Source organism: Gammaproteobacteria bacterium, assembly GCA_029882975.1.
Classification (GTDB): domain Bacteria; phylum Pseudomonadota; class Gammaproteobacteria; order SZUA-152; family SZUA-152; genus JAJDNG01.
The window spans coordinates 88,899-110,530 of sequence record JAOUJW010000008.1; the positions used below are offsets into that span (position 1 = coordinate 88,899).

Consider the following 21,632-nt stretch of genomic DNA (forward strand, 5'->3'; position numbering starts at 1 on the left):
AACGAAAAGGTTCCCTTATTCTATATACATGATATTAATATCATTCGATATGATATGACACCACGCGTTCTACTTCATTTTTAGAGCCCAAAATGACCGGTACTCTTTGATGTAAATCCGAAGGTTGAATTTCCATAATGCGTTCACGCCCGGTTGAGCAAACGCCACCGGCTTGTTCCACAATAAAACCCATAGGATTGGCTTCATACATGAGACGCAGCTTACCCGCTTTACCGGGATCCTTATTATCTTTTGGATACATGAAAATTCCGCCGCGAGTAAGAATGCGATAAACCTCGGCAACCATGGATGCTACCCAACGCATGTTAAAGTTCTTATCACGGGTTCCGGTTTTTCCAGCCAGACATTCGTCCACATAACGTTTTACAGGTTCTTCCCAGTAACGCATATTGGACATATTGATAGCAAATTCACTGGTATCTTCCGGAATAGTCATATTGGGATGGGTTAGAATGAATTCTCCAACGTTTTGATCCAAGGTAAAGCCGCTAACACCGTTACCGGTGGTCAGTACCAGCATGGTGGAAGGACCGTATAAGGCAAATCCACCGCAGACTTGCTGAGTACCCGCTTGTAAAAAGTCCTCGGCTGTGGGATCGGTCACACCTTCCGGACAACGGAGTATGGAGAATATACTACCCACGGAAAGATTGACGTCAATATTGGATGATCCATCCAGTGGATCGAACAGCATTAAATATTTGCCTTTGGGGTACTGGCTGGGAATGGGGTAAATGTCGTCCATTTCTTCGGATGCCATACCAGCCAAGTGTCCGGCCCATTCGTTGGATTTGAGAAAAATATCATTGGAAATAATATCCAACTTTTTCTGCGTTTCCCCTTGGATGTTCTCACTGCTGGCGGTACCCAGCACCCCAACCAGGGCTCCTTGGTTCACAGCATTTGAGATATATTTACAAGCGGTGACCACATCGTTAAGCAGGGCGGTAAATTCACCGGTGGCCCGGCCTCCCACTCGACGTTGTTCTTCGCTGATAAATTGTGTAATGGTTTCACCTGTATGCATGCCTATTTCCTTACATTAATTACGCTTTTATTCAATCGTCAAAGGCGCCCGATTTTAGCAGACTGTTGTTCATTTAGTAAGCATGAAACCTGTTTAAATAGGGATTTAGAGTTGCCACGGGCAGGTTCTGTCCGTAGCATTAGGCTTTTTATTTTTTGGACCGACTCATGACAGACACCCTTCGCATTGCAACACGCAAAAGTCCCTTGGCTTTATGGCAAGCCGAATACGTTAAAAGCCGTTTGTTGGAATTACACCCCAATCTCCAAGTAGAACTGGTTAAACTGGTGACTCAAGGGGACAAAATCCTGGATACGCCTTTGGCCAAAGTGGGTGGGAAGGGATTGTTTGTCAAAGAGCTGGAACAGGGCATGTTGCGAGGTGAAGCGGACATTGCGGTTCATTCGATGAAAGATGTGCCGGTGGCCTTCCCCGAAGGTTTGCATCTGGCGGTGATTTGCGAGCGCGAAGATCCGCGTGATGCATTTGTGTCCAATCGTATCGCCAGTTTGGATGAGTTACCCCAAGGTTCGGTGGTTGGAACCTCCAGCTTACGACGCCAATGCCAGTTGCGGCATGTTAGACCGGATTTGGTGATCAAAGATTTGCGCGGCAATGTGAACACCCGCTTGGCCAAATTGGATGCAGGGGAATATGACGCTATTATCCTGGCCAGTGCCGGTTTGATTCGCTTGGGATTTGAAGATCGCATTAAGGCTTTTATTGACACTGACACCAGCTTACCCGCCATTGGACAGGGGGCTGTGGGAATTGAGTGCCGCAATAACGACGAGCGGGTACTGGCTTATATTGAACCCCTGAATCATGAACTCACCCGGATTTGTGTTTCCGCGGAGCGGGCCTTGAATGAACGTTTGGAAGGAGGTTGCCAGGTTCCCATTGGTGGTTTTGCGGAATTGAACCAGGGTGAGTTGCGTTTACGTGGTCTGGTGGGACAACCGGATGGCAGTGTTATGATTAAAGGACAAGTGCAGGGAACCGCAGAACAGGCGGAACAATTGGGCCGGGATTTGGCAGATGATTTACTATCCAGGGGAGCACGCAAAATTCTGGATGAAGTGTATCGTGGCGGTTCTTGATCAGCACACCATAGTGGTCACCCGGCCGGCAGGCCAGTCTCAAGCTTTATGCGATCGATTACGACGATCCGGCGCGTCAGTGCTGGAGTTTCCCGTCATGACCATCGTGGCCACAGAGGTTACCGGTTTTCAACATACGTTGGAGCAACTGACGGGTTTTGATCTGGCCATATTCATCAGTGCAAATGCGGTGCGGTATGCCTGCAAACATATTCCCCGCTTCCCCGCTTCACTAAAAGTGGCAGCCGTAGGCCAAGCCAGTGCTCGGGCATTGCAGGAACAGGGAGTGAATGTGGACATTTTTCCCAAGGATGTCTACAACAGTGAGGCGCTGCTGCAATTGGCACCATTACAAAATGTGAGCGGTAAAAATATCGTCATATTCCGGGGCCAAGGCGGTAGAGAATTATTAGCGCAAACACTGCAACAACGCGGTGCAAACGTGGTCTATGCAGAAGTGTATCGGCGCGACAAGCCTCAAACGCCTGCTACGGCATTGTTGGATTTATGGAAAAAAAAGCAATTGGATGCCATAGTCATTACCAGTAACGAGGGCTTGCAGAACTTATATGACATGGTGGGTGAAACAGGACGGCCTTTTCTGCGGCAAACCACGTTGCTGCTGGTGAGTGAGCGTGCTCGAACCTTGGCGCAACAGCTGGGTTGCCAGGGTCCCTTGTTGGTGGCGGATAAAGCGGATGATACCGCCATACACTCTACCTTGATTAATTGGGCTACAACACAATCGTTGGATGAATCATGAGTACGAACGACAATAATCCCAAACGAGAACCTTCGATTCCAGAACCTTCAACTGCAGAATCATCGAAACCAGAACCAGCGAAACCAGAACCAGCGAAACCAGAGGCATCTATCCCAGATTCAAAAACGCCGGCGAAAGATAATGAAGCTACGGTAAAACCCGACATGCCCGAGGGTAAACCCGCCGCAACAAAAGAAACAGCCGGCGGTCGCGTTAAAAGCGGCGCCATCAAAAGCAATAGCATCAAAATTATGGTGACCGCCTTTGTACTGTTGCCATTAGGGGCACTTGCCGTTGCCACTTATATGAACTTTCAATCCATTGTTACCGCCCATAGCAACAACGAAAGTTTGCAACAGCAGAACGATCAATTGAAACAGCAATTCAGTGTTTTGGAGCAATCCCTAAGCCGCTTAACCGATACCACCCAAACACTGGATAGAACTGCACAAGATCAGGGTACGGAGCAAACTCTCATTAAAGATTCCCTTAAACGCCTGACCGAAGAAGTAAGGGACAAGGGTCGGGATCCCATTTTGTGGCAGTTTGCCGAAATCGAATATTTATTGGCTATTGCCAATCATCGCATATTACTGGAACGGGATGTGGGCACAGCTATTGTCGCCTTACAAGATGCGGATAAACTTCTGGATAGCATTGGTGATCCGGCTTTAATTCCCATTCGCAAACAAATTGCCGCAGAGCTGCTGGCACTAAGATCGGTTTCCATTCCCGACGTGAGCGGTATGGCTGTGCGCTTGAGTGTTTTGGCCGAAGGCATTGAGAAACTGCCTTTACAAAGTCGGCTGCGGCCGCAGACAGCTAAGGCGGTAACGGAGGAAACCCTTTCCGGTTGGGATGGCCTGATGCAAAAAATTCTAGGCGATTTAAAAGGGGTGGTGTCCTTGCGTCGCAACGATGAAGTAATAGAGCCTTTGCTTCCCCCCGAAGAGCAACACTATCTGGCACAGAATCTGGGTTTAAAACTGGAAGAATCACGCATGGCATTGCTACGCCGGGATACGGCCGTATTTCAGACCCACTTAAAGGATACGGAGCAATGGGTGGGGCGCTATTTTGACAAGGAGTCACCTGCGGTGGTTGATGTATTGAAAACCATGGCTGAGTTTCAGTCCACGGAGTTGAAACCCGAGTTGCCCGATATTAGTGGTTCACTACGCAAACTGAAGGCTTGGGTAGATCAGCACCACAAACGCCGTAGTGGCGCTCCTGCAGCCAAGACTGACGCCAAAAGGAATGCTCGAGCAGAATCCAAAACCACCGAACCTGAGGTTGCCACCGAGGGGCCAAAGGAATAGACCATGAAACTGCTGTTATTGGTTATTATCACGCTGGCCCTATCCGTACTCTTAGGCTTGGCAGTAAAAGACGATTCCGGTTATGTGCTGATCAATGCCTACGGCTACACGGCGGAAACCTCCTTGCTTTTTTTAGTGGTGTTGATGGCACTGCTGTTTACGGCGCTATACTTTACCCTGCGTTTTTACGCCAATATAAAATATGTACCGCGGGGTTATAAACTATGGCGCAGTCGCCAGAATTCCAGCAAGGCCAATGAAACTCTTATTAAAGGATTGATTGAACTCAGTGAGGGCAATTGGTCCGATGCGGAAAAAAATGTGGTGAAATACGCGAATCAACAACCTGCCTCCTTACTCAACTATCTGGCTGCGGCGCGTGCAGCTCAGGAACAGGGCGCGTATGAACGCCGTGATACTTATTTACGCAGTGCACATCAGAGCACGCCATCAGCGGACATTGCGGTTGGGTTGACTCAGGCAGAACTGCAACTGGACCAAAATCAATTGGAACAGGCTCTGGCCACGCTGCGAAGGCTGCAGCAACTGGCCCCCAAGCATAAGCGTGTACTGAAGAATTTGGCAAAATTGTATAGGGATCTGGGCGATTGGAACCATCTGGTGGAATTGATTCCTATCTTGCGGAAACGCAAGGTCTTCAGTCCCGAGCGTATCAGCGAAATGGAAGAACAGGCTTTTATGCGGTTATTGGATATGGCCGTTACCGATGAGCGCCTCAGTCTGCAGGATGTGTGGTATCGCATTCCCCAGCCACTGCAGGAGAAAGAAGCTATTTTGTGCCAGTACGTGAATTTTTTGCTGGAGACCGGCAACAGCAATGTTGCAGAACCTTTGTTGCGTAATGCGCTGAAAAAAAATTGGAGTGAATCATTGGTACGCTTGTATGGCATTGTGGATGCGCCGGAGCCCAAGCGGCAGTTACAAACCGCCGAGTCCTGGTTATCCAGCCATGAAAACAATGCCACGGTTTTACTCACCCTGGGGCGCTTAAGTTTACGCAATCGCTTGTGGGGTAAGGCGCGAGATTATTTTGAAGCCAGCATAGGCGCCGGCTCTTTGGCTGAGGCTTACCACGAACTGGGGCATTTGCTGGAGAAACTGGGAGAAATGGACAAGGCCATCAAATGCTATCGCAAAGGGTTAGAATATTCACCGGGCTGTCATTATGGTATTGCCCAAAACCTGTCGGCGCACGAGGTGGAACATAAGCCGCGCTTGTCGCCACCCGGAAACTAACCGGTCATCCGGTTAACAATCGACGGGAAAATCAGGATTCCTTAGGAGTCTGGAACTCAAAGGCGTCAGAGAAATAGCGTTCCCGTAGCATTCCCTGTTTTAAAAATGCCGATTGTCCTGCTTGCACCATGGCGGGTGGGCCGCTGGCATAGATGTCAAACCCGCTGAGATCCGGATATTCCGCCGCGATAGCTTCATGGACCAGACCTTTGTGACCGGTCCAATCGTCGGTGACAGCCGGAGCAGACAGAACCGGTGTATACAATATGTGATCATGCTGCGTGGCCCAGTGAATGGCCAGATCATGCATATATAAGTCGTGTTTCGCTCTGGCGCCCCAATACAAATGGATCGACCGGCCGGCTTGCTCCGCAATCAAGTGTTCGATCATACTCTTGACGGGCGCGAAGCCGGTACCCCCGGCCATGAACAGTAGGGGTCGATCCGATTCCTGCAATACAAACCCTCCCAATGGTCCCTCTATCCGTAAGATGTCTTTTTCCTTGATATGGTTAAATACATGGCCGGTAAAATCTCCACCTTCCACATGGCGAATATGTAACATGATGAGCTCATCATCGTGGGGAGCATTGGCAATAGAGAAACTGCGGCGACGGCCGTCGGCCAGTAGAAAATCAATGTACTGTCCGGCAAAAAATTGCAGACGCTCGGTCGCAGGTAACTTCAATCCCAGTTCCATCACATCGTGAGTCAGTTTTTGTTTGCCGGCCACTCGGCAAGGCAGTTTCTTCACCTGCAGTTTGGAATTGGCATCCAACAGATTCACCTGCAGCTCCAAATCGGTTTGGGCGCGGGCCTGGCAGCTTAATACAATATTCTGGTCCATTTCTTCCACAGATAAAGCTTCTGGGGGGGTAGCATAATCCACCCGGCCATTGAGCAGACGGCATTTACAGGCACCACAATAACCGCTGCGGCAACCGTAGGGGAAATTCAGACCCTGTCGCAAGGCTGCATCCAGCACACTTTCTTGCTCGCTAATTGAAAATTGGTGCTCGCCGGGTTGCAGTTGTATTTGGAAACTCATGTCAAAACTCTTAATCGTACTTTTGAAGGTATTGTGCCCAATGCTGATTTAACGGACAGTATATGTTAGCTTCGTCCTCTAACCACTGATATTCGTTAATAGAATGGCACCAGGTGCGCAATTATGAGCCAATTCGAGCAGGAGAAACAACCCGGCATGAATGTGTTTATTATAGGCTTCGGCGATATAGGTTGCCGGGTAGCCCGTTTGTGCCGACAGCAGGGCTATGATGTCGGTGCTATCAGCCGGCAGCCCGGGAAATGTTCCCAAGAAGTGACAGCAGTCACGGCGGATTTGGATGACCCCGACAGTTTGCGGGATCTGCCGTTACAGGAGAAAGTCCTGTTTTATTTCGCACCACCACCGGTATCAGGCTGCAGTGATTCCCGTATGACTAACTTGGTTGCGGCACTGAACCGACAACCCGACCAACAACCCAAAAAAGTTGTACTCATCAGCACCACCGCAGTATACGGTGATTGCGGCGGCCAGTGGATAGACGAAACAGCAATAGTACAGCCGCAAACGGCTCGAGGCCAACGGCGCCTGGATGCGGAACAACAAATGCTGCGCTGGACCCAACAATATGCCATACCCCTGGTAATTCTGCGTGTTGGGGGAATTTACGGTCCCAAGCGACTGCCTCTGGATCGCTTGCGCCAAGGGTTGCCCATTTTGTTGGAATCTCAGTCACCCTATACCAACCGAATTCACGAAGACGATCTGGCTGCTATCTGCCTGGCAGCAGCACAGCAAAATGTCTCCGGGTACTTTAATGTGAGCGATGGACATCCCGGTACCATGTCACGCTATTTTAAAGATATTGCTAGAGCTATGGATTTAGCGCCACCACCGGAAGTGAACATGGATACAGCCCGAGAGGTCATGAGTGCCGGTATGCTATCTTATTTGCAGGAATCGCGACGGCTCAACAATACCAAGTTGTTGCAGGAACTGGACATAGAACTGCGGTATCCTAACTTTGAACAAGGGCTCAAAGCCTGTGTTGCAGAGTTAGCCACGCAATGGGATAAATCTTAAGGTTTGTAAATCGCGGCAATCAAGGCGATTAACTGCCGAGCTACCAGGGATTTGTTGGCAGGTGCAATGGCCTCATAACGCTTCTCCTCACCCTGGATCCAGTATACGTTCAGGGCATTGTCTTCGGCATCAAAACCCTGTTTCTCACCGACCAGATTGGCGGCGATCATATTCAGGTTTTTCCGGTGTAATTTGTCTTGGGCATATTGTTCCAGATCCTGGGTCTCGGCAGCAAAACCCACGGTGAACACCTGGGGAAATTGTTGTGCCACGTCGCTAAGAATGTCCGGATTGCGTTGCAGTTCCAGGGTAAGCGTCTCAGAGGACTTTTTCATTTTCTGTGTTTGAGTCGACACTGGTCGATAGTCCGCCACCGCAGCCGCGCTGATAAAAATATGGTGTTGCGGCGCCTGTTGCAACACGGCCTCATGCATTTGTGCGGCAGACACCACATCAATGCGCTTCACTTTGTTGGGTTCGGGGGTTTGCAAAAACACCGGGCCGCTTACCAGGGTGCAGTGAGCACCGGCTTCCACGGCGGCACGCGCCAATGCAAACCCCATTTTCCCTGAACTGCGATTGCTGAGATAACGGACCGGGTCCAACGCTTCGCGAGTGGGGCCGGCTGATACCAATACCCGCACACCGTTGAGTGAGCCAGGTCGAAACAGTTGTTCAATGGCTTGGCAGATGGCCTGAGGTTGCAGCATCCTTCCAGGGCCTATATCGCCGCAGGCTTGCTCACCTTCATCCGGTCCCAAAATGGTAATTTGTCGCTTTTTCAGCGTGGCAATATTATCTTGAGTTACTGAGTTGATCCACATATGCTGATTCATGGCGGGAGCTACGGCAACCGGGGCTGTTGTTGCCAGGCTGAGCGCGGATAATAGAGTATCCGCAGAACCCTGTGCCAACCCGGCAATGCTGTTTGCGCTAGCCGGGGCGATTACCAATGCGTCGCCCCAGCGCGCCAGCTCAATATGTCCCATGCCGGCTTCCGCCTCTTCATCCAACAAATGTTGATGTACGGGAAAACCGCTTAAGGCTTGAAACGTCAACGGGGCTACAAACTCGGTAGCCGCCGGAGTCATAACCACACGAACTGTGGCACCTGCCGCCTGTAACAGACGCAGCAGTTCCGCGGCTTTATAAGCGGCAATGCTGCCGGTGACGCCCAGGATAATGTTTTTGTTGGATAATGTGCTCATTACATTGGTATTTTGCTCAGAAAACTCGCTCATTGTACGTCCGGGTTGGGCGGGCCACAAATAAAAACCGAATTTGTTCTACAAACAAAACAGTAAATATTAGCAAAAACAAACCATTACCAATACAAACGATAACTAAGGAACCTCTGATTAATTCCTTGATGAGCAGAGATGAGGACTAAATCGGCATGTGCGAGGCGAAAAACGCAGGGAATATCGGGAATATTTTCAAGTTTTTCAACAAACCAATTGAGTCCTCATAAATGCCCTTCGCGGAGTTAATCAGAGGTTCCCTATTTAAAAACTTTACGAATAAGGGGGGGATATGGCGATTTCGGACTGGCCCTTGCAGGAGCGTCCGCGGGAGAAAATGTTGCAGCGTGGAGCTGCCGCTTTGTCTGACGCGGAGTTGCTGGCCATATTTTTACGCACTGGCGTAAAAGGAAAAAGTGCTGTGGATTTATCCCGGGAATTGCTGCAGCGATTTGGCAGCTTGCGAGCCTTGTTGACGGCTGACCAAAACGCGTTTTGTCGTCATCCCGGATTGGGGCAGGCCAAGTATGTGCAGCTTCAGGCCGTATTGGAAATGTCCCGGCGTCATTTGCAAGAAACCTTGCAGCGGGGCCAGGCACTCAGCAGTCCCTTGGATACACGCGAATATTTAGTCGCGCACTTACGGGATTATCCTCATGAAGTGTTCGCCTGTTTGTTTCTGGACAATCGACATCGGGTGATTCAATTTGAAGAGATGTTTCGTGGAACCATTAATGGCGCCTCGGTACATCCCCGAGAAGTGGTTAAACGAGCCTTGAGTTTGAATAGTGCTTCGGTGATTTTCGCCCACAATCATCCTTCCGGCGTTGCCGAACCCAGCGAAGCGGATCATCGCATTACTACGCGTTTGGTGCAGGCGCTGGAGCTGGTGGACATTCGCGTGCTGGACCATTTTGTGATTGGAGATGGGGAAGCGGTTTCTTTCGCGGAACGGGGCTTTTTATAGTTTTTGTCCCAGGAAGCCGTTACTATTTATTCTGCTCCAATTGCTTTAATACCAGGTCGATGGCGTCCAGCCCTTCGGATAAATCGTCAAACTCCTGCTCGGAAGCTTCTTCGCGAATGAATTTTTTGCCTTTTTTAGAATTCCACTTGAGAGCGACTGCGCTGACGTTGTCGGCATTGGGATAGGAGGCCGTCTCCGCTTGGGTGGCCAACTGTTCCAAAGACTCCTCCAAATGGGGTTCTTCCATGTACTGCCTCACAGTTTCCTCACTGACTGCACCCCAGAGCCCGTCTGTACATAACAGTAAAACATCATCATGTTCCAATTCTTCGGTTTCGGAAACACTGGGTAAAATGCGCAATTTTGGGGTGCCAATACAACGAGTAATGATGTGCCGTTCCGGATGTTTCAACATTTGTGCTTCGGTGATTTTGCCTTGTTGCCGTAATTCGGCCACTTTGGAGTGATCCACCGTGCGCACATGGGTGTAGCCGTGGCGAAATATGTAAAAACGACTGTCGCCCACATGGGCCCAACAGGCCTGCCCGTTTTGGATTAAAGCCATTACACAGGTGGTACGCGGCTGTTGTGGTGGGTTGTGACGGGCACCGGCTTCTATAACATCCTGGTTGGCGATGGTAATCACATCGCGCATAAATTTTCGCGGGTTACCAACTGGGAACTTACAGTTGTGAAAGGATTGAATCACGCTGTCCACAAATGTGTCCGCAGCCAGTTTACCCCCGGCATGACCGCTCATGCCATCGGCCAATACCAGTAAAACGGCTTCGGGTTTTTCGGCAATACCAACCCGATCTTGGTTTGCTTTGCGGTTTCCTAATAATGAAGTGGTGCCGATAATATAGTCCATAGCCTCACCCGGTTTTCCGGCCAAATAAACGGTTGAGCATTCCTTTTTTGGGTTCCGGCGTGGTTTCAATTGCCGCTTTTTCAAACAATTCCATATATTCGTCTATGGATTGAGGTCGCAACAAGGCATCCAACTCCATGGCCCAGTCCACCGCCTGCAAGAGCGAAGCTGAGTACTTCTTCGCATAGGCTTGAGCGGCCGGTTTCAAAGTGTCTTTTTCCTTGCGCAGATTGGCGCTGGGTGGCGGACAACCATCCATGCAGGCGCGAATGGTGGCGCCCACGGCATAAATATCCGTCCACGGACCAATGTAGCCGTTCTTTTTGTATTGTTCCGGGGGCGAGAAACCATCGGTGATGACGGAACGAGGTTGAAACTGTCGACTCATTTGGGTGCGATGCACTGCGCCGAAATCCAGTAGCAAAGGGGCGCCTCCCGGTTGCACGTGGATGTTACCGGGTTTGATATCCAGGTGCAGCATGTGGGCCTCATGGACCACTCGTAAACCATCCAGCAAGGGTGGGAATAAGGTTAAAATCACTTTTTGGCTTAAACCGCCGCCGCCTTTTTTGATAAAATTTTGTAGATTGGTCCCCGGCTTGTAGTCCATGACCATATATAAAGTGCCGTTAGCTTCGAAAAAATGCGTGACATGAACGATATTGGGATGATGGAGTTTGCGTAAAGCATTGGCCTCATGGTGGAACAGCTTGCGTCCCTCGGCGTAGGCATCGGTAAATTCAGCCCCGTTAAGAATAACACTACCATCGGTGTCACGACGGGCCATTTTTTGCGGTAAATACTCCTTAATGACCACGCGCTCTTTATTGTCCTGATTGATAGCCAAATACACTATACTGAAACCACCTGCGCTAAGGGTTTTTTCCACTACAAATGGCGCTAGTGTGGTACCTGGGGGCAGACTGTGAGGTTTTTCGCTCATTTTGCGGATAATCGACGCCAATCAATATAAAATACTTGCTTTATGCACTTGGTTTTTGGCTTAAAGCACCGGAATACCGTTACTTCCACAGAGGGTAGTATGATTTACAGCATGACGGCATTTGCTCGCCAATCCGCCGATGGCGAATTGGGACAACTCACTATAGAAATAAAATCGGTCAACCATAGATTTTCTGAAGTAAGTTTACGAATCCCTGAGGATTTGCGTTTTCTGGAGCAGAAAATCCGTGATGCCATAGGTGCCAGTGTCAAACGCGGCAAGGTGGACTGTAATTTTAAGTATCAAGCTCCTCTGATTCAGGGTAACTCATTGAATTTAAATAAGAGTTTAATCCTTGCTTTAAGCCGAGCCAATGCGGAAATCGATACTTTGACGGAAACCCGGCCGGCGAAAGGCTTTGATTATCTCAAATGGCCGGGAGTGATTGAAACACCGCAACAGGATATGGAGAAAACCCAATCCTGGGTATTGGCAATGCTGGAAACCGCCTTATCTGAATTATTGGAAAGTCGTGCCCGCGAAGGGGAAAAACTAAAAGCCATGATTCTGGAGCGTTGCCAGGCAATGGAGCAACATACTGCTGCTGTGGTACAAAGAATGCCAGTGGCATTACAGTCCATGCGCCAGCGACTTACGGAAAAATTGGAGGAATTGCGCAGCCAGTTGGATGACAGTCGCCTGGAGCAAGAAATGGTCTTGCTGGCCAATAAGGCGGATGTGTCCGAGGAGATGGACAGACTCACTGCCCATATCTCAGAAGTGCGCCGGGTGATACAGCAGGGGTCTCCGGCAGGCAGGCGTCTGGATTTTCTTATGCAGGAGATGAACCGGGAAGCCAATACTTTGGGGTCCAAATCTATTGATACGGAATTAACCAAGGCATCCATAGAACTTAAAGTTTTAATTGAGCAAATGCGGGAACAAATTCAAAATATAGAATAAAGAGGGTTAGGAATGCAGCAAACAGTGGCAGGATCGCTCTATGTATTTTCAGCGCCGTCCGGCGCCGGTAAAACCAGTTTGGTGAAATCTTTGTTAGAAACAACAGCGGGGATAAAAGTTTCCGTATCCCATACCACGCGTTCCCAGCGCCCCGGAGAACAAAACGGTGTGCACTATCATTTTGTAAATGAAATGGCCTTCCTTCAAATGCAGCAAAATGATGAATTTCTGGAACACGCCAAAGTTTTCAGCAATTATTACGGTACCTCCCGCCGGGTTGTGGAGGACATGCTGCAACAGGGAACGGACGTGATTTTAGAGATTGATTGGCAAGGGGCGCGTCAAGTCAGCCAAATTTTCCCCGATACCGTGGGTGTTTTTATTTTACCACCCAGCCAAGATGCGCTACGTTCCCGGTTGCAGGAGCGAGGCCAGGACAGTGCTGAGGTCATACAACAACGAATGGACGAGGCGGTGAGCGAAATGTCTCATTTTGGTGAATTTGACTATGTGGTAATCAATGATCATTTTAACCAGGCTTTGGAAGAGCTGCGGTCCATCGTTTTGTCACATCGTCTGTTGACCGAAAAGCAGCGTTTGAAACAGGGGCAATTAATCCAAAACCTGTTAAACTAATCAAAGCAGTTTATAGTAATAAACCCGTGTTTTGGGTAGAATAACCCGCCGGTTTGCATTCACCTTGAGGTTCTTTATATGGCACGAATTACCGTAGAAGATTGTTTGGATTTTGTAGATAACCGTTTTGAGCTGGTATTGCTGGCCAGCAAGCGAGCGCGCCAGATTTCCCGCGGTAAGGATGCGCTGGTTCCCATTGAAAATGACAAACCCACAGTAGTGGCTTTGCGCGAAATAGCGGAAGGTCGGATCACTTATGAATTCATTAATAAAGTGAATGCGCAAAACACCGATTCTGAGGACGATTTACCGGCAGCCATGGAATAATCTTTGCTGCGGAATGTGGCGTGACACATTCCACGGCGCTGCAAGCTTGACGAGGTCCCGTGTTTCTAATCAGTGATTTATGTAGTTTATTAGATACATACATAGAGGCTGATCAGGTAAAAGAGGTCTATCGGGCCTATGTTTTCAGTGCTGAGGCTCACGAGGGTCAAAAGCGTCTCAGTGGCGAACCCTACATCTACCACCCTCTCGCAGTGGCACGTATTCTTGCGGAAATGCGCATGGATACGAATAGCATTATCGCTGCCCTGCTCCATGACGTTATCGAGGATACTCCCACCGCCAAAGACCAACTGGCCAACGAGTTTAACCAGGAAGTGGCCGATTTGGTGGATGGCGTCAGCAAGCTGACCCAGGTTAAGTTCGAAAGTAAGGCAGAAGCACAGGCGGAGAATTTCCGAAAAATGATGCTGGCTATGGCGCAGGATATCCGCGTCATTCTAATAAAGCTGGCGGATCGCTTGCACAATATGCGTACCCTGGGGGTTATGCGAGCCGATAAACGCCGCCGCATTTCCCACGAAACCTTGGAAATATATGTGCCCATAGCGCATCGCTTGGGTATGAATACGCTCCGTCTGGAGTTGGAAGATCTGGGATTTAAATCCTTATATCCTTTACGCTATCGTATTTTGGATAATGCGGTGAAAAAAGCCCGGGGGCATCGTAAGGAGGTTCTGGAAAAAATTCGCAATACCATCAAAGAGCGCCTGCATCATGAGAATATTGATGTACCGGTGTACGGTCGTGAAAAGCACTTATACAGTATTTACGAGAAAATGCGCAGCAAACATTTAACCTTCGCAGAAGTGTTTGATGTTTACGCCTTTCGGATTATTGTTGATCGTCCCGACACCTGTTATCGGGTTTTGGGCATGGTACACAACCTGTACAAACCGGTACCGGGTAAGTTTAAAGACTATATTGCTATTCCCAAAACCAATGGTTACCAATCCATACATACGGTTTTGTTTGGACCCTACGGTGTTCACATCGAGGTGCAGATTCGTACCGAAGACATGGATAAAGTGGCTAATGTGGGTGTGGCGGCTCATTGGCTCTATAAATCCGGTGAATCGCAAGCCACGGGTCACAGCCCGGCGCAAAAATGGGTGCGAACCTTACTGGAAATGCAGCAAAATGCGGGTAACTCTCAGGAATTTCTGGAAAATGTAAAAATTGATCTGTTCCCGGATGAGGTTTATGTATTCACGCCACAGGGAGACATCATGACTCTGCCTCGGGGTTCCACCATTGTGGATTTCGCCTATGCGGTCCACAGTGATTTGGGTAACTCCTGCGTGGCCGGAAAAATCGATCGGCGGTTAGCGCCTTTGCGTACAGAATTATTGAACGGACAAACCGTGGAAATAATTTCCGCTCCCGGTGCACGCCCGAACCCCTTATGGCTGGATTTTGTGGTCTCAGCCAAGGCCAGATCCAACATTCGCAGCTTTTTAAAACAGCTTAAACGTGAAGAAGCGGTGGAATTGGGGCGCCGTATGCTGGAAAAAGCACTGGTTTCCTATTCCAGCTCTTTGGAGACGATTCCCCAAATACGGATTCAAACCATGCTGGAGAAGTATAAACTTAAAAGTCTTAACGACTTGCTGGAGCAAATCAGCCTGGGGAACCGCGTGGCTATGTTGGTTGCACGGCAATTGGCCGAGGAAGACGGTTCCCGATCTACCCTGCGCAACGTGCTTGATCGCTATACTCCTTGGCGTCGTCGTGGTGATGAAAAACCGCTGGCAATAAGGGGTACGGAAGGAACCGTGGTCACCTATGCCAAATGCTGCAAACCCATACCGGGAGATCCTATTTTAGGTTTCATCAGTGCCGGTCGCGGCATCGTTATTCACGTCCAAGGCTGTAAGAATATCAAAGACTACAAGAATCGACCGGATAAGTGGGTGGATGTGTTATGGGAGCCTGACGTCGAAGGGGTATTCCCAGTGGATGTGCGCGTGGACACCGCCAATCGCAAGGGGGTGCTGGCGACAATCGCCGCGGTTATCGCCGAGCATTCCGCCAACATCGAAAATGTAACGATTGAAGAGCGGGACGGGCGCTATTCTTCCATGAACTTTACTATCAGTGTCAAAGGCAGAAAACACTTGGCGGATATAATTCGCAACGTGCGCGTTATTGATAATGTCTTAAAAATAAACAGAAACAAATAAACCGATCTAAGTCGAATCTTGACCTGCTCAGCTATGTAAGGAGACCGTATGGCCGAAAAAGAAATTATCCAGACCGATAAAGCACCCCAAGCTATTGGGACTTATTCCCAAGCAGTGAAAGTGGGGGCTACCGTATATTTATCCGGGCAAATACCTTTAGACCCGCACACCATGGAAGTGGTACAAGGGGATATGAGCGAGCAAATCAAGCGGGTGTTCGATAACTTAGCCGCCGTAGCCCAAGCAGCCGGGGGTTCATTGAACCATATGGTGAAACTGAATATTTTTCTTACTGACCTGGCGCATTTTGCCCTGGTAAATGAAATCATGGCGCAATACTTCCAACAACCCTACCCGGCCCGAGCGGCTATTGGTGTTGCGGCATTACCCAAAGGCGTAGCGGTTGAAATGGATGGCGTGCTCCACCTGGAATAATTCCTGTGGCAATTGAAATGGGGTCAAAGACTGATTTAGGAAAAAAGGATTTCGGAAAGAGTTTAAAAGCCAAGCGTTTTACCGAAACCAGTTTGGTCACCGCCTTAAAACGGGTGGGACCCCGCGTAGCTCAGAATTTGGCCAAGCTGGGTATAGTGCGCGTTCAGGATCTGCTGTTTCATTTGCCATCACGTTATCAAGACCGCACCCGGGTTGTCCCGATCAGCTCTTTACGCGTGGGTATGGAAGCCGTGGTTCAGGGCGAGGTGGTACACAGTAAAATCCACTATGGTCGTCGTCGAAGTTGGTTGGTGCGCCTTCGCGATGCTTCGGGCCAGATCGACTTGCGCTTTTTTCACTTTTCAGCATCGCAACAGGCCGCCCTGTCGAACGGATTGTCCTTACGTTGTTTCGGCGAAGTACGCCGCTATCAACAAGGGCTGGAAATGGTCCATCCGGAGTATCGTCAAGTGACGGATCTCAGTAGCGTCGAGGAATACATGACGGCGGTATACCCGGTAACCGAAGGCTTGGGTCAGGCCACAATACGGGGGTTGATGGACCAGTGCATTATCGACAGTGACCATCTACGGTTTGCTATTTCAGACTACCTGCCACAACAGTGGTTGGCCGAGTTTAAATTTCCACCCTTGGCTCAAGCTTTGGCCTATGTGCACAAGCCGCCGCCGGATGCGGATACCGCCTTGTTGGAACAAGGCCTACATCCGTGCCAACAGCGTTTGGCTTTTGAAGAGTTATTAGCGCACTATCTAAGTTTACGCAATTTGCGTTTAAAACAAACCACACTGAAAGCACCATCCTTGAGAGCGGAAGATCGTTTGGCAAAACAGCTGTTGCAAAACCTACCCTTCCAATTGACTGGAGCACAGCAGCGTGTTGTTGCTCAATTGAACCAGGATCTGGAACAGGATCATCCCGCGCAGCGCCTGGTGCAAGGGGATGTGGGTTGTGGCAAAACGATAGTTGCGGCCATGGCTTTATTACGCGCCGTGGAATGTGGATATCAAGTGGTTATTATGGCACCAACCGAAATTTTGGCCGGTCAGCATTGGGACAATTTTGAGCAGTGGTTGCAACCGCTGAATGTCTCCATGGCTTGGCTCTCGGGTAAAGTCAAAGGTAAATCCCGCACGCTTACCCTGACCCATCTCCAAGAGGGTACGGCCCAGGTAATTGTGGGGACTCATGCCCTGTTTCAGGAAGACGTTCAATTCCATTCTCTTGGTCTGGTGATTATTGATGAGCAACACCGTTTCGGAGTACATCAACGCTTAGCATTACGTAACAAAGGTGCTTCCGGGAACAATACCTACCCACACCAGATTATTATGACGGCTACCCCTATTCCGCGTACTTTGGCAATGACCGCCTATGCGGATTTGGATTGTTCGGTTATTGATGAACTACCCCCCGGGCGCCAGGCGGTGGAGACGGTGGTCATTTCCAACCAGCGCCGAGAGCAGGTGATTGAGCGTGTGTACAAAGCCTGTGCCGGTGGTCGACAAACCTATTGGGTATGCACCTTGATCGAGGAATCGGACGTACTGCAATGTCAGGCGGCCCAGGACACGGCTGCCCAGTTAAGTCAGGAATGTTCCGGTTTGCGAATTGGATTGATTCATGGGCGCATGAGTGAACAAGACAAAACCCAAGTGATGGCTGGTTTTAAACAGGGTGAGATCGATTTACTCGTTGCCACCACGGTGATTGAAGTGGGTGTGGACGTTCCTAACGCTACTTTGATGGTCATTGAGAATGCCGAGCGATTGGGCTTATCCCAATTGCATCAGCTTCGGGGCCGGGTCGGCCGTGGCCAACAGCATAGTGTTTGTGTGTTGATGTACCAAGCGCCCTTGTCCAATAATGCACGTAAACGATTATCGACCATGCGGGATTGCAACGACGGATTTGAAATAGCACAAGTGGACTTGAAATTGCGGGGTCCCGGAGAAGTATTGGGAACCCGCCAAACCGGTATAATGCAATATCGCATTGTGGACTTGCAAAGAGACCAGGCGTTATTGCCCCAAGTGAGCCAACTGGCTGCGGAGATTTATCGGCAGCGACCGGAAATTGTAGAAAAACTAATCAAACGTTGGCTGGGAGAGCAGTTGCAATATGGGAATGTTTAAGCATCGTTGAGATGCAGGCGTGTAAGCTATTCCCTACATGGAGTGTAGTCTATGTATCCCTAATGCTGAATACTGTACTATTTCCTACTGAGTCACTTGACTATTAATCAGCGCAGGTCTAAAAATGTAAGAAGGCCGCCATTGTACTCCTCCCTCATACAGTGGCGGCTTATTAGCGGTCTTTCCCCAAGACCGCTTTTTTATTCTCAAAATTTAGCGTTATTGAGGCTTTTTTGTCCCACCAAAGCTTTGAACTCCCCGTTTAAGCTTCCGCTGAAGGCTCGTACGCCCATGACAACCTCCTCCCTGCTTGTCGATTTCCTTTTCATCCCTTGTTGTTTTACTTACATTCCTTTAAGTGTTTGTGGTTCAATAGTTTTTATATTTACAGCAAAAACCACTTATCTCAACTATACTAGAACGCGGCCATTCTATAACTATATGAATATATGATACTTTAACGCTGTATGAACGGACTTTACCATAAAGCTCATGGGTAATAAAGATATTGTATGTAGGGATTTGTCTGTCTTATGGCATCCTTGTACTCAAATGAAAGACCATGAAACATTACCTTTAATCCCCATTAAACACGGAGAAGGTATATGGCTCAGTGATTTTGACGGCAATCGCTATATGGATGCCATCAGTTCCTGGTGGGTTAACTTGTTTGGTCATTCCAATCCTCGGATCAATAACGCTGTGAAACAGCAAATGGATCAGTTGGAGCATGTCATCCTGGCCGGATTTACCCATGAATCCGTGGTCAGTCTGTCAGAACGGTTGGTCGCACTCACTCCTGAAGGATTGACTCGATGTTTTTATGCCGACAATGGTTCTTCTGCTGTGGAAGTGGCTTTGAAAATGAGTTTCCACTATTGGCAAAACCAGGGTCAAACTCAGCGGCGAAAGTTTATCACACTGAGCAATAGCTACCACGGTGAAACTTTGGGAGCACTATCCGTCGGTGATGTGGCTTTATATAAGCAAACCTATGATGCTTTGCTATTTGATACTTATACCGTGGAATCACCCGATTGTTATTACTGTGAACCGGGTGAGTCCTGGGAAGATTACAGTCGACGTAAGTTCCAGGACATGGAGCACATGCTACAACAGCACGCCGGCGAAGTGTGTGCTGTTATAGTGGAGCCATTGGTCCAGTGCGCAGGCAGTATGCGCATGTATGATTCCATCTATTTAAGCCTATTGAGGCAAGCGTGTGATCGTTACGATGTCCATTTAATCGCCGACGAAATCGCTGTCGGGTTTGGTCGCACCGGGACCCTATTCGCTTGCGAACAGGCGAATATCAGTCCGGATTTTATGTGTCTATCCAAAGGACTCACCGGCGGCTATTTGCCCCTTTCGGTGGTGTTGACCACGGACAAGATGTATGACGCCTTTTACGCAGATTACACCAGTTTACGAGCTTTCTTACATTCGCATAGCTACACGGGAAATGCACTGGCCTGTGCGGCGGCGTTGGCAACCCTGGATATATTTGAATCCGATAATGTTTTGGAAAATAACCGAGTGCTCGCCAATGTGTTGGAAGAGGCTTGTGCGGATTTTGTTGACCATCCCCATATTGGCGATGTGCGTCAGACCGGAATGATAGCGGCGGTGGAAATGGTAGCGGAGAAAAGCAGCCGCCAACCCTATGATTGGCAGGAGCGCCGGGGCTTGCAGGTTTATCGTTACGCTTTGGAACACGGTGTGTTACTCAGGCCCTTGGGTAACGTGGTGTACTTTATGCCACCTTACATAGCCACACCGAAACAATTAGTGAAAATGGTAGAAGTAGCCTGGGAGGGTATAAATCTCGCTACCAAAAACTGAGATCAAACTTCTTCGGTGACCCGTACGCCGGATTGGAGCAGCTGAGTTTCCAGCTCGGTTTGGTTAGGGATGATAGCTGGATTGCCATCCAAACTGACATGGCGCAATGCAAACGGCAACACATCTTCTGCAGGGGAATCCACCACGCTGCTGGAATCCAAAGACATTAAGCGTGGTATCCCCTGGGCGATAAGCCCGTAAAACGGCAGAGTGTCTCGTGCACCTAGGGAATTGAGCACAATGACACGGCAGCGTTTGTCCATTTTAGCCGGCTCGCCTTTGCTGGCCGTTTCAAATGAAATGATGGGGATAAGCAGGCCGCGCCAGGAAGCCATACCTAATAACCAGGGAACACTGGAGTCCACCGGCTGGGGTTTCAACAAGGAAATAACCTCGGCGATAGCGGTGTTGGGCAATACCAGTCGCATATTGTTCAGGGGGATGAGCTGACTGCGTACAACCAGTTTTTTCTCTTCAGGCATCGCGCTTCTCGGTTAATGAATCATACTAAAATGTTCGTACAATTTTTCAGCCAATTGGTCGGGTCTGGCACTTAAGCTCACTTTACCGGTTTTTCGTGCTTTATCCGGCATACTGCTCACGACACAACTGGCAACATCCTGAGCCCATACGATTCCCCCATGTTCGGCCACTGCTTCACAGCCTTTGGAGCCATCATCTCCCATGCCGCTAAAGACGATGGTGCCGGCGTTTTGTTTGAAACAACGAGCCACTTCCGCCATTACCAAATCAATGCTGGGTGAATAAACGGCGGCAGGGGGTGCCGGTTTTAAAGCAATATACCCGTCCGACGTAAAACTGATTAATTTATCCGCCGGTGTGAGAATAACCTGTCCATGGCTTAATTTGTGGCCGTTTTTTCCAGGTAGGACGGTAAATCCGGTGACACGGTTCAGTTGCTCTGCCAGTAAGTTGATGTGGTTGGCACCAATGTGTTGCGCCAAAATAAAAACCACGGGTAAATCATCGTCAATACTGGATAAGAATTGTCTTACTGCCTGAGGCCCTCCCAGCGATGCTCCCAGCACCCAAACATTCAACTCACTGGCGGGAGTAAGATCTTGGTTCTGATTGACCGGGGTTTCTTGGGTCTCTGAAGGATTGCTTATAGTTTGACCATGGGCCATGGCGACTAACTTGGCCGCTAGTTTCCGAGCCCAAGCATCGCTGCCGGTAGCCCCTTCAGTGCCGCTGTCATTGAACAAAACCGGTATATCGGATTGGTCCATCATCACATCCAGGACGTCATCCACTTGCTCATCGTCGTCACCGAAGTCAATCAACACCACATCGGCATCGGTATCGGCGATTTTTTCTAAAAAGGTACCGCTTTCCGCTTCGCTAAGTACGACTTGTATATGTTTGTCCGACTTCTCCAGCAGGGTTTGTAAGTGCTGTCTTTGCCGGTTGGATGAAGCAAATACGGCCACTTTCGTCGATTGCATGAGATCCAACA

General features: G+C 49.3%; 20 protein-coding genes. 13 read left to right on the forward strand and 7 right to left on the reverse strand.

The genetic code is table 11. The features are described from left to right. Positions 1 to 40: 40 nt before the first annotated feature. Entirely contained in the window at positions 41 to 1,048 is a 1,008-nt protein-coding gene (locus OEY58_08020) for a class 1 fructose-bisphosphatase (GenBank protein MDH5325392.1), read from the reverse strand. Between the two features lie 167 nt (positions 1,049 to 1,215). Between OEY58_08020 and hemC the strand changes: the two genes are divergently transcribed. Genes hemC through OEY58_08040 form a run of 4 tightly spaced genes read left to right on the forward strand, consistent with a single transcriptional unit; the run spans position 1,216 to position 5,487 of the window. Next, on the forward strand, positions 1,216 to 2,148 hold the full coding sequence (gene hemC, locus OEY58_08025) for a hydroxymethylbilane synthase (GenBank protein ID MDH5325393.1): 933 nt from the start codon (positions 1,216 to 1,218) through the stop codon (positions 2,146 to 2,148). Continuing rightward, complete coding sequence (locus OEY58_08030) at positions 2,135 to 2,911, forward strand: uroporphyrinogen-III synthase (GenBank protein MDH5325394.1); 777 nt, start codon at positions 2,135 to 2,137, stop codon at positions 2,909 to 2,911. Before hemC ends, OEY58_08030 begins: the two co-directional genes overlap by 14 nt. Further along, the gene (locus tag OEY58_08035) at positions 2,908 to 4,230 is read left to right on the forward strand and encodes a uroporphyrinogen-III C-methyltransferase (protein MDH5325395.1); all 1,323 of its coding nucleotides are present in this window, start codon (positions 2,908 to 2,910) and stop codon (positions 4,228 to 4,230) included. The genes OEY58_08030 and OEY58_08035 overlap by 4 nt, the downstream gene beginning before the upstream one ends. 3 nt (positions 4,231 to 4,233) lie before the next feature. Next, on the forward strand, positions 4,234 to 5,487 hold the full coding sequence (locus OEY58_08040; GenBank protein ID MDH5325396.1) for a heme biosynthesis protein HemY: 1,254 nt from the start codon (positions 4,234 to 4,236) through the stop codon (positions 5,485 to 5,487). A gap of 31 nt (positions 5,488 to 5,518) precedes the next feature. On the opposite strand, the gene OEY58_08045 is transcribed toward OEY58_08040, so the two are convergent. Then, positions 5,519 to 6,535, reverse strand: coding sequence for a CDP-6-deoxy-delta-3,4-glucoseen reductase (locus OEY58_08045; GenBank protein MDH5325397.1), 1,017 nt, complete (start codon positions 6,533 to 6,535; stop codon positions 5,519 to 5,521). Positions 6,536 to 6,658: 123 nt separating this feature from the next. On the opposite strand from OEY58_08045, the gene OEY58_08050 reads away from it, so the two are divergent. Further along, positions 6,659 to 7,576, forward strand: a complete 918-nt coding sequence (locus tag OEY58_08050; protein ID MDH5325398.1) for an SDR family oxidoreductase — start codon at positions 6,659 to 6,661, stop codon at positions 7,574 to 7,576. Here OEY58_08050 and coaBC read toward each other — a convergent pair. Then, complete coding sequence (gene coaBC / locus OEY58_08055; protein MDH5325399.1) at positions 7,573 to 8,817, reverse strand: bifunctional phosphopantothenoylcysteine decarboxylase/phosphopantothenate--cysteine ligase CoaBC; 1,245 nt, start codon at positions 8,815 to 8,817, stop codon at positions 7,573 to 7,575. The two genes, OEY58_08050 and coaBC, sit on opposite strands and share 4 nt — an antisense overlap. Positions 8,818 to 9,109: 292 nt before the next feature. On the opposite strand from coaBC, the gene radC reads away from it, so the two are divergent. Further along, entirely contained in the window at positions 9,110 to 9,784 is a 675-nt protein-coding gene (gene radC, locus OEY58_08060; GenBank protein ID MDH5325400.1) for a DNA repair protein RadC, read from the forward strand. 22 nt (positions 9,785 to 9,806) lie between these two features. Here radC and OEY58_08065 read toward each other — a convergent pair whose 3' ends face one another. Next, positions 9,807 to 10,655, reverse strand: coding sequence for a protein phosphatase 2C domain-containing protein (locus OEY58_08065; GenBank protein MDH5325401.1), 849 nt, complete (start codon positions 10,653 to 10,655; stop codon positions 9,807 to 9,809). A gap of 4 nt (positions 10,656 to 10,659) precedes the next feature. Then, complete coding sequence (locus tag OEY58_08070) at positions 10,660 to 11,598, reverse strand: serine/threonine protein kinase (protein MDH5325402.1); 939 nt, start codon at positions 11,596 to 11,598, stop codon at positions 10,660 to 10,662. 99 nt (positions 11,599 to 11,697) lie between these two features. Here OEY58_08070 and OEY58_08075 point away from each other — a divergent pair, with 99 nt between their 5' ends. The 7 genes from OEY58_08075 to OEY58_08105 all read left to right on the forward strand — a co-directional run bounded on the left by OEY58_08075 (position 11,698) and on the right by OEY58_08105 (position 20,155). Continuing rightward, positions 11,698 to 12,561: a YicC family protein gene (locus OEY58_08075; GenBank protein ID MDH5325403.1), complete on the forward strand. Its 864-nt coding sequence runs from the start codon at positions 11,698 to 11,700 to the stop codon at positions 12,559 to 12,561. Positions 12,562 to 12,573: 12 nt separating this feature from the next. Next, a complete protein-coding gene (gene gmk, locus OEY58_08080; protein ID MDH5325404.1) occupies positions 12,574 to 13,197 on the forward strand; it encodes a guanylate kinase in 624 nt (207 codons plus the stop codon). A 78-nt stretch (positions 13,198 to 13,275) separates the two neighbouring features. Beyond that, positions 13,276 to 13,524, forward strand: coding sequence for a DNA-directed RNA polymerase subunit omega (gene rpoZ / locus OEY58_08085; protein MDH5325405.1), 249 nt, complete (start codon positions 13,276 to 13,278; stop codon positions 13,522 to 13,524). Positions 13,525 to 13,583: 59 nt separating this feature from the next. Beyond that, the gene (gene spoT / locus OEY58_08090) at positions 13,584 to 15,725 is read left to right on the forward strand and encodes a bifunctional GTP diphosphokinase/guanosine-3',5'-bis pyrophosphate 3'-pyrophosphohydrolase (protein MDH5325406.1); all 2,142 of its coding nucleotides are present in this window, start codon (positions 13,584 to 13,586) and stop codon (positions 15,723 to 15,725) included. 48 nt (positions 15,726 to 15,773) lie between these two features. Continuing rightward, the gene (locus tag OEY58_08095) at positions 15,774 to 16,160 is read left to right on the forward strand and encodes a RidA family protein (protein ID MDH5325407.1); all 387 of its coding nucleotides are present in this window, start codon (positions 15,774 to 15,776) and stop codon (positions 16,158 to 16,160) included. 17 nt (positions 16,161 to 16,177) lie between these two features. Continuing rightward, positions 16,178 to 18,313 carry an ATP-dependent DNA helicase RecG gene (gene recG, locus OEY58_08100; GenBank protein MDH5325408.1) on the forward strand — a complete coding sequence of 712 codons (2,136 nt, stop codon included), beginning with the start codon at positions 16,178 to 16,180 and terminating at the stop codon, positions 18,311 to 18,313. Positions 18,314 to 18,805: 492 nt separating this feature from the next. Further along, positions 18,806 to 20,155, forward strand: a complete 1,350-nt coding sequence (locus OEY58_08105; protein MDH5325409.1) for an adenosylmethionine--8-amino-7-oxononanoate transaminase — start codon at positions 18,806 to 18,808, stop codon at positions 20,153 to 20,155. A 2-nt stretch (positions 20,156 to 20,157) separates the two neighbouring features. Here OEY58_08105 and OEY58_08110 read toward each other — a convergent pair whose 3' ends face one another. Both OEY58_08110 and OEY58_08115 read right to left on the reverse strand, forming a co-directional pair. Continuing rightward, positions 20,158 to 20,637 carry a chemotaxis protein CheW gene (locus OEY58_08110; GenBank protein MDH5325410.1) on the reverse strand — a complete coding sequence of 160 codons (480 nt, stop codon included), beginning with the start codon at positions 20,635 to 20,637 and terminating at the stop codon, positions 20,158 to 20,160. A gap of 12 nt (positions 20,638 to 20,649) precedes the next feature. After that, positions 20,650 to 21,621, reverse strand: a complete 972-nt coding sequence (locus OEY58_08115; protein ID MDH5325411.1) for a chemotaxis protein CheB — start codon at positions 21,619 to 21,621, stop codon at positions 20,650 to 20,652. Positions 21,622 to 21,632 lie beyond the last annotated feature (11 nt).

Bases quoted from the DNA above. Each gene is read 5' to 3' on its own strand.
- OEY58_08020 (MDH5325392.1), bottom strand. From the start codon at position 1,048: ATGCATACAGGTGAAACCATTACACAATTTATCAGCGAAGAACAACGT.
- hemC (MDH5325393.1), top strand. From the start codon at position 1,216: ATGACAGACACCCTTCGCATTGCAACACGCAAAAGTCCCTTGGCTTTA.
- OEY58_08035 (MDH5325395.1), top strand. From the start codon at position 2,908: ATGAGTACGAACGACAATAATCCCAAACGAGAACCTTCGATTCCAGAA.
- OEY58_08040 (MDH5325396.1), top strand. From the start codon at position 4,234: ATGAAACTGCTGTTATTGGTTATTATCACGCTGGCCCTATCCGTACTC.
- OEY58_08045 (MDH5325397.1), bottom strand. From the start codon at position 6,535: ATGAGTTTCCAAATACAACTGCAACCCGGCGAGCACCAATTTTCAATT.
- OEY58_08050 (MDH5325398.1), top strand. From the start codon at position 6,659: ATGAGCCAATTCGAGCAGGAGAAACAACCCGGCATGAATGTGTTTATT.
- coaBC (MDH5325399.1), bottom strand. From the start codon at position 8,817: ATGAGCGAGTTTTCTGAGCAAAATACCAATGTAATGAGCACATTATCC.
- radC (MDH5325400.1), top strand. From the start codon at position 9,110: ATGGCGATTTCGGACTGGCCCTTGCAGGAGCGTCCGCGGGAGAAAATG.
- OEY58_08065 (MDH5325401.1), bottom strand. From the start codon at position 10,655: ATGGACTATATTATCGGCACCACTTCATTATTAGGAAACCGCAAAGCA.
- OEY58_08070 (MDH5325402.1), bottom strand. From the start codon at position 11,598: ATGAGCGAAAAACCTCACAGTCTGCCCCCAGGTACCACACTAGCGCCA.
- OEY58_08075 (MDH5325403.1), top strand. From the start codon at position 11,698: ATGATTTACAGCATGACGGCATTTGCTCGCCAATCCGCCGATGGCGAA.
- gmk (MDH5325404.1), top strand. From the start codon at position 12,574: ATGCAGCAAACAGTGGCAGGATCGCTCTATGTATTTTCAGCGCCGTCC.
- rpoZ (MDH5325405.1), top strand. From the start codon at position 13,276: ATGGCACGAATTACCGTAGAAGATTGTTTGGATTTTGTAGATAACCGT.
- OEY58_08095 (MDH5325407.1), top strand. From the start codon at position 15,774: ATGGCCGAAAAAGAAATTATCCAGACCGATAAAGCACCCCAAGCTATT.
- recG (MDH5325408.1), top strand. From the start codon at position 16,178: ATGGGGTCAAAGACTGATTTAGGAAAAAAGGATTTCGGAAAGAGTTTA.
- OEY58_08105 (MDH5325409.1), top strand. From the start codon at position 18,806: ATGGGTAATAAAGATATTGTATGTAGGGATTTGTCTGTCTTATGGCAT.
- OEY58_08110 (MDH5325410.1), bottom strand. From the start codon at position 20,637: ATGCCTGAAGAGAAAAAACTGGTTGTACGCAGTCAGCTCATCCCCCTG.
- OEY58_08115 (MDH5325411.1), bottom strand. From the start codon at position 21,621: ATGCAATCGACGAAAGTGGCCGTATTTGCTTCATCCAACCGGCAAAGA.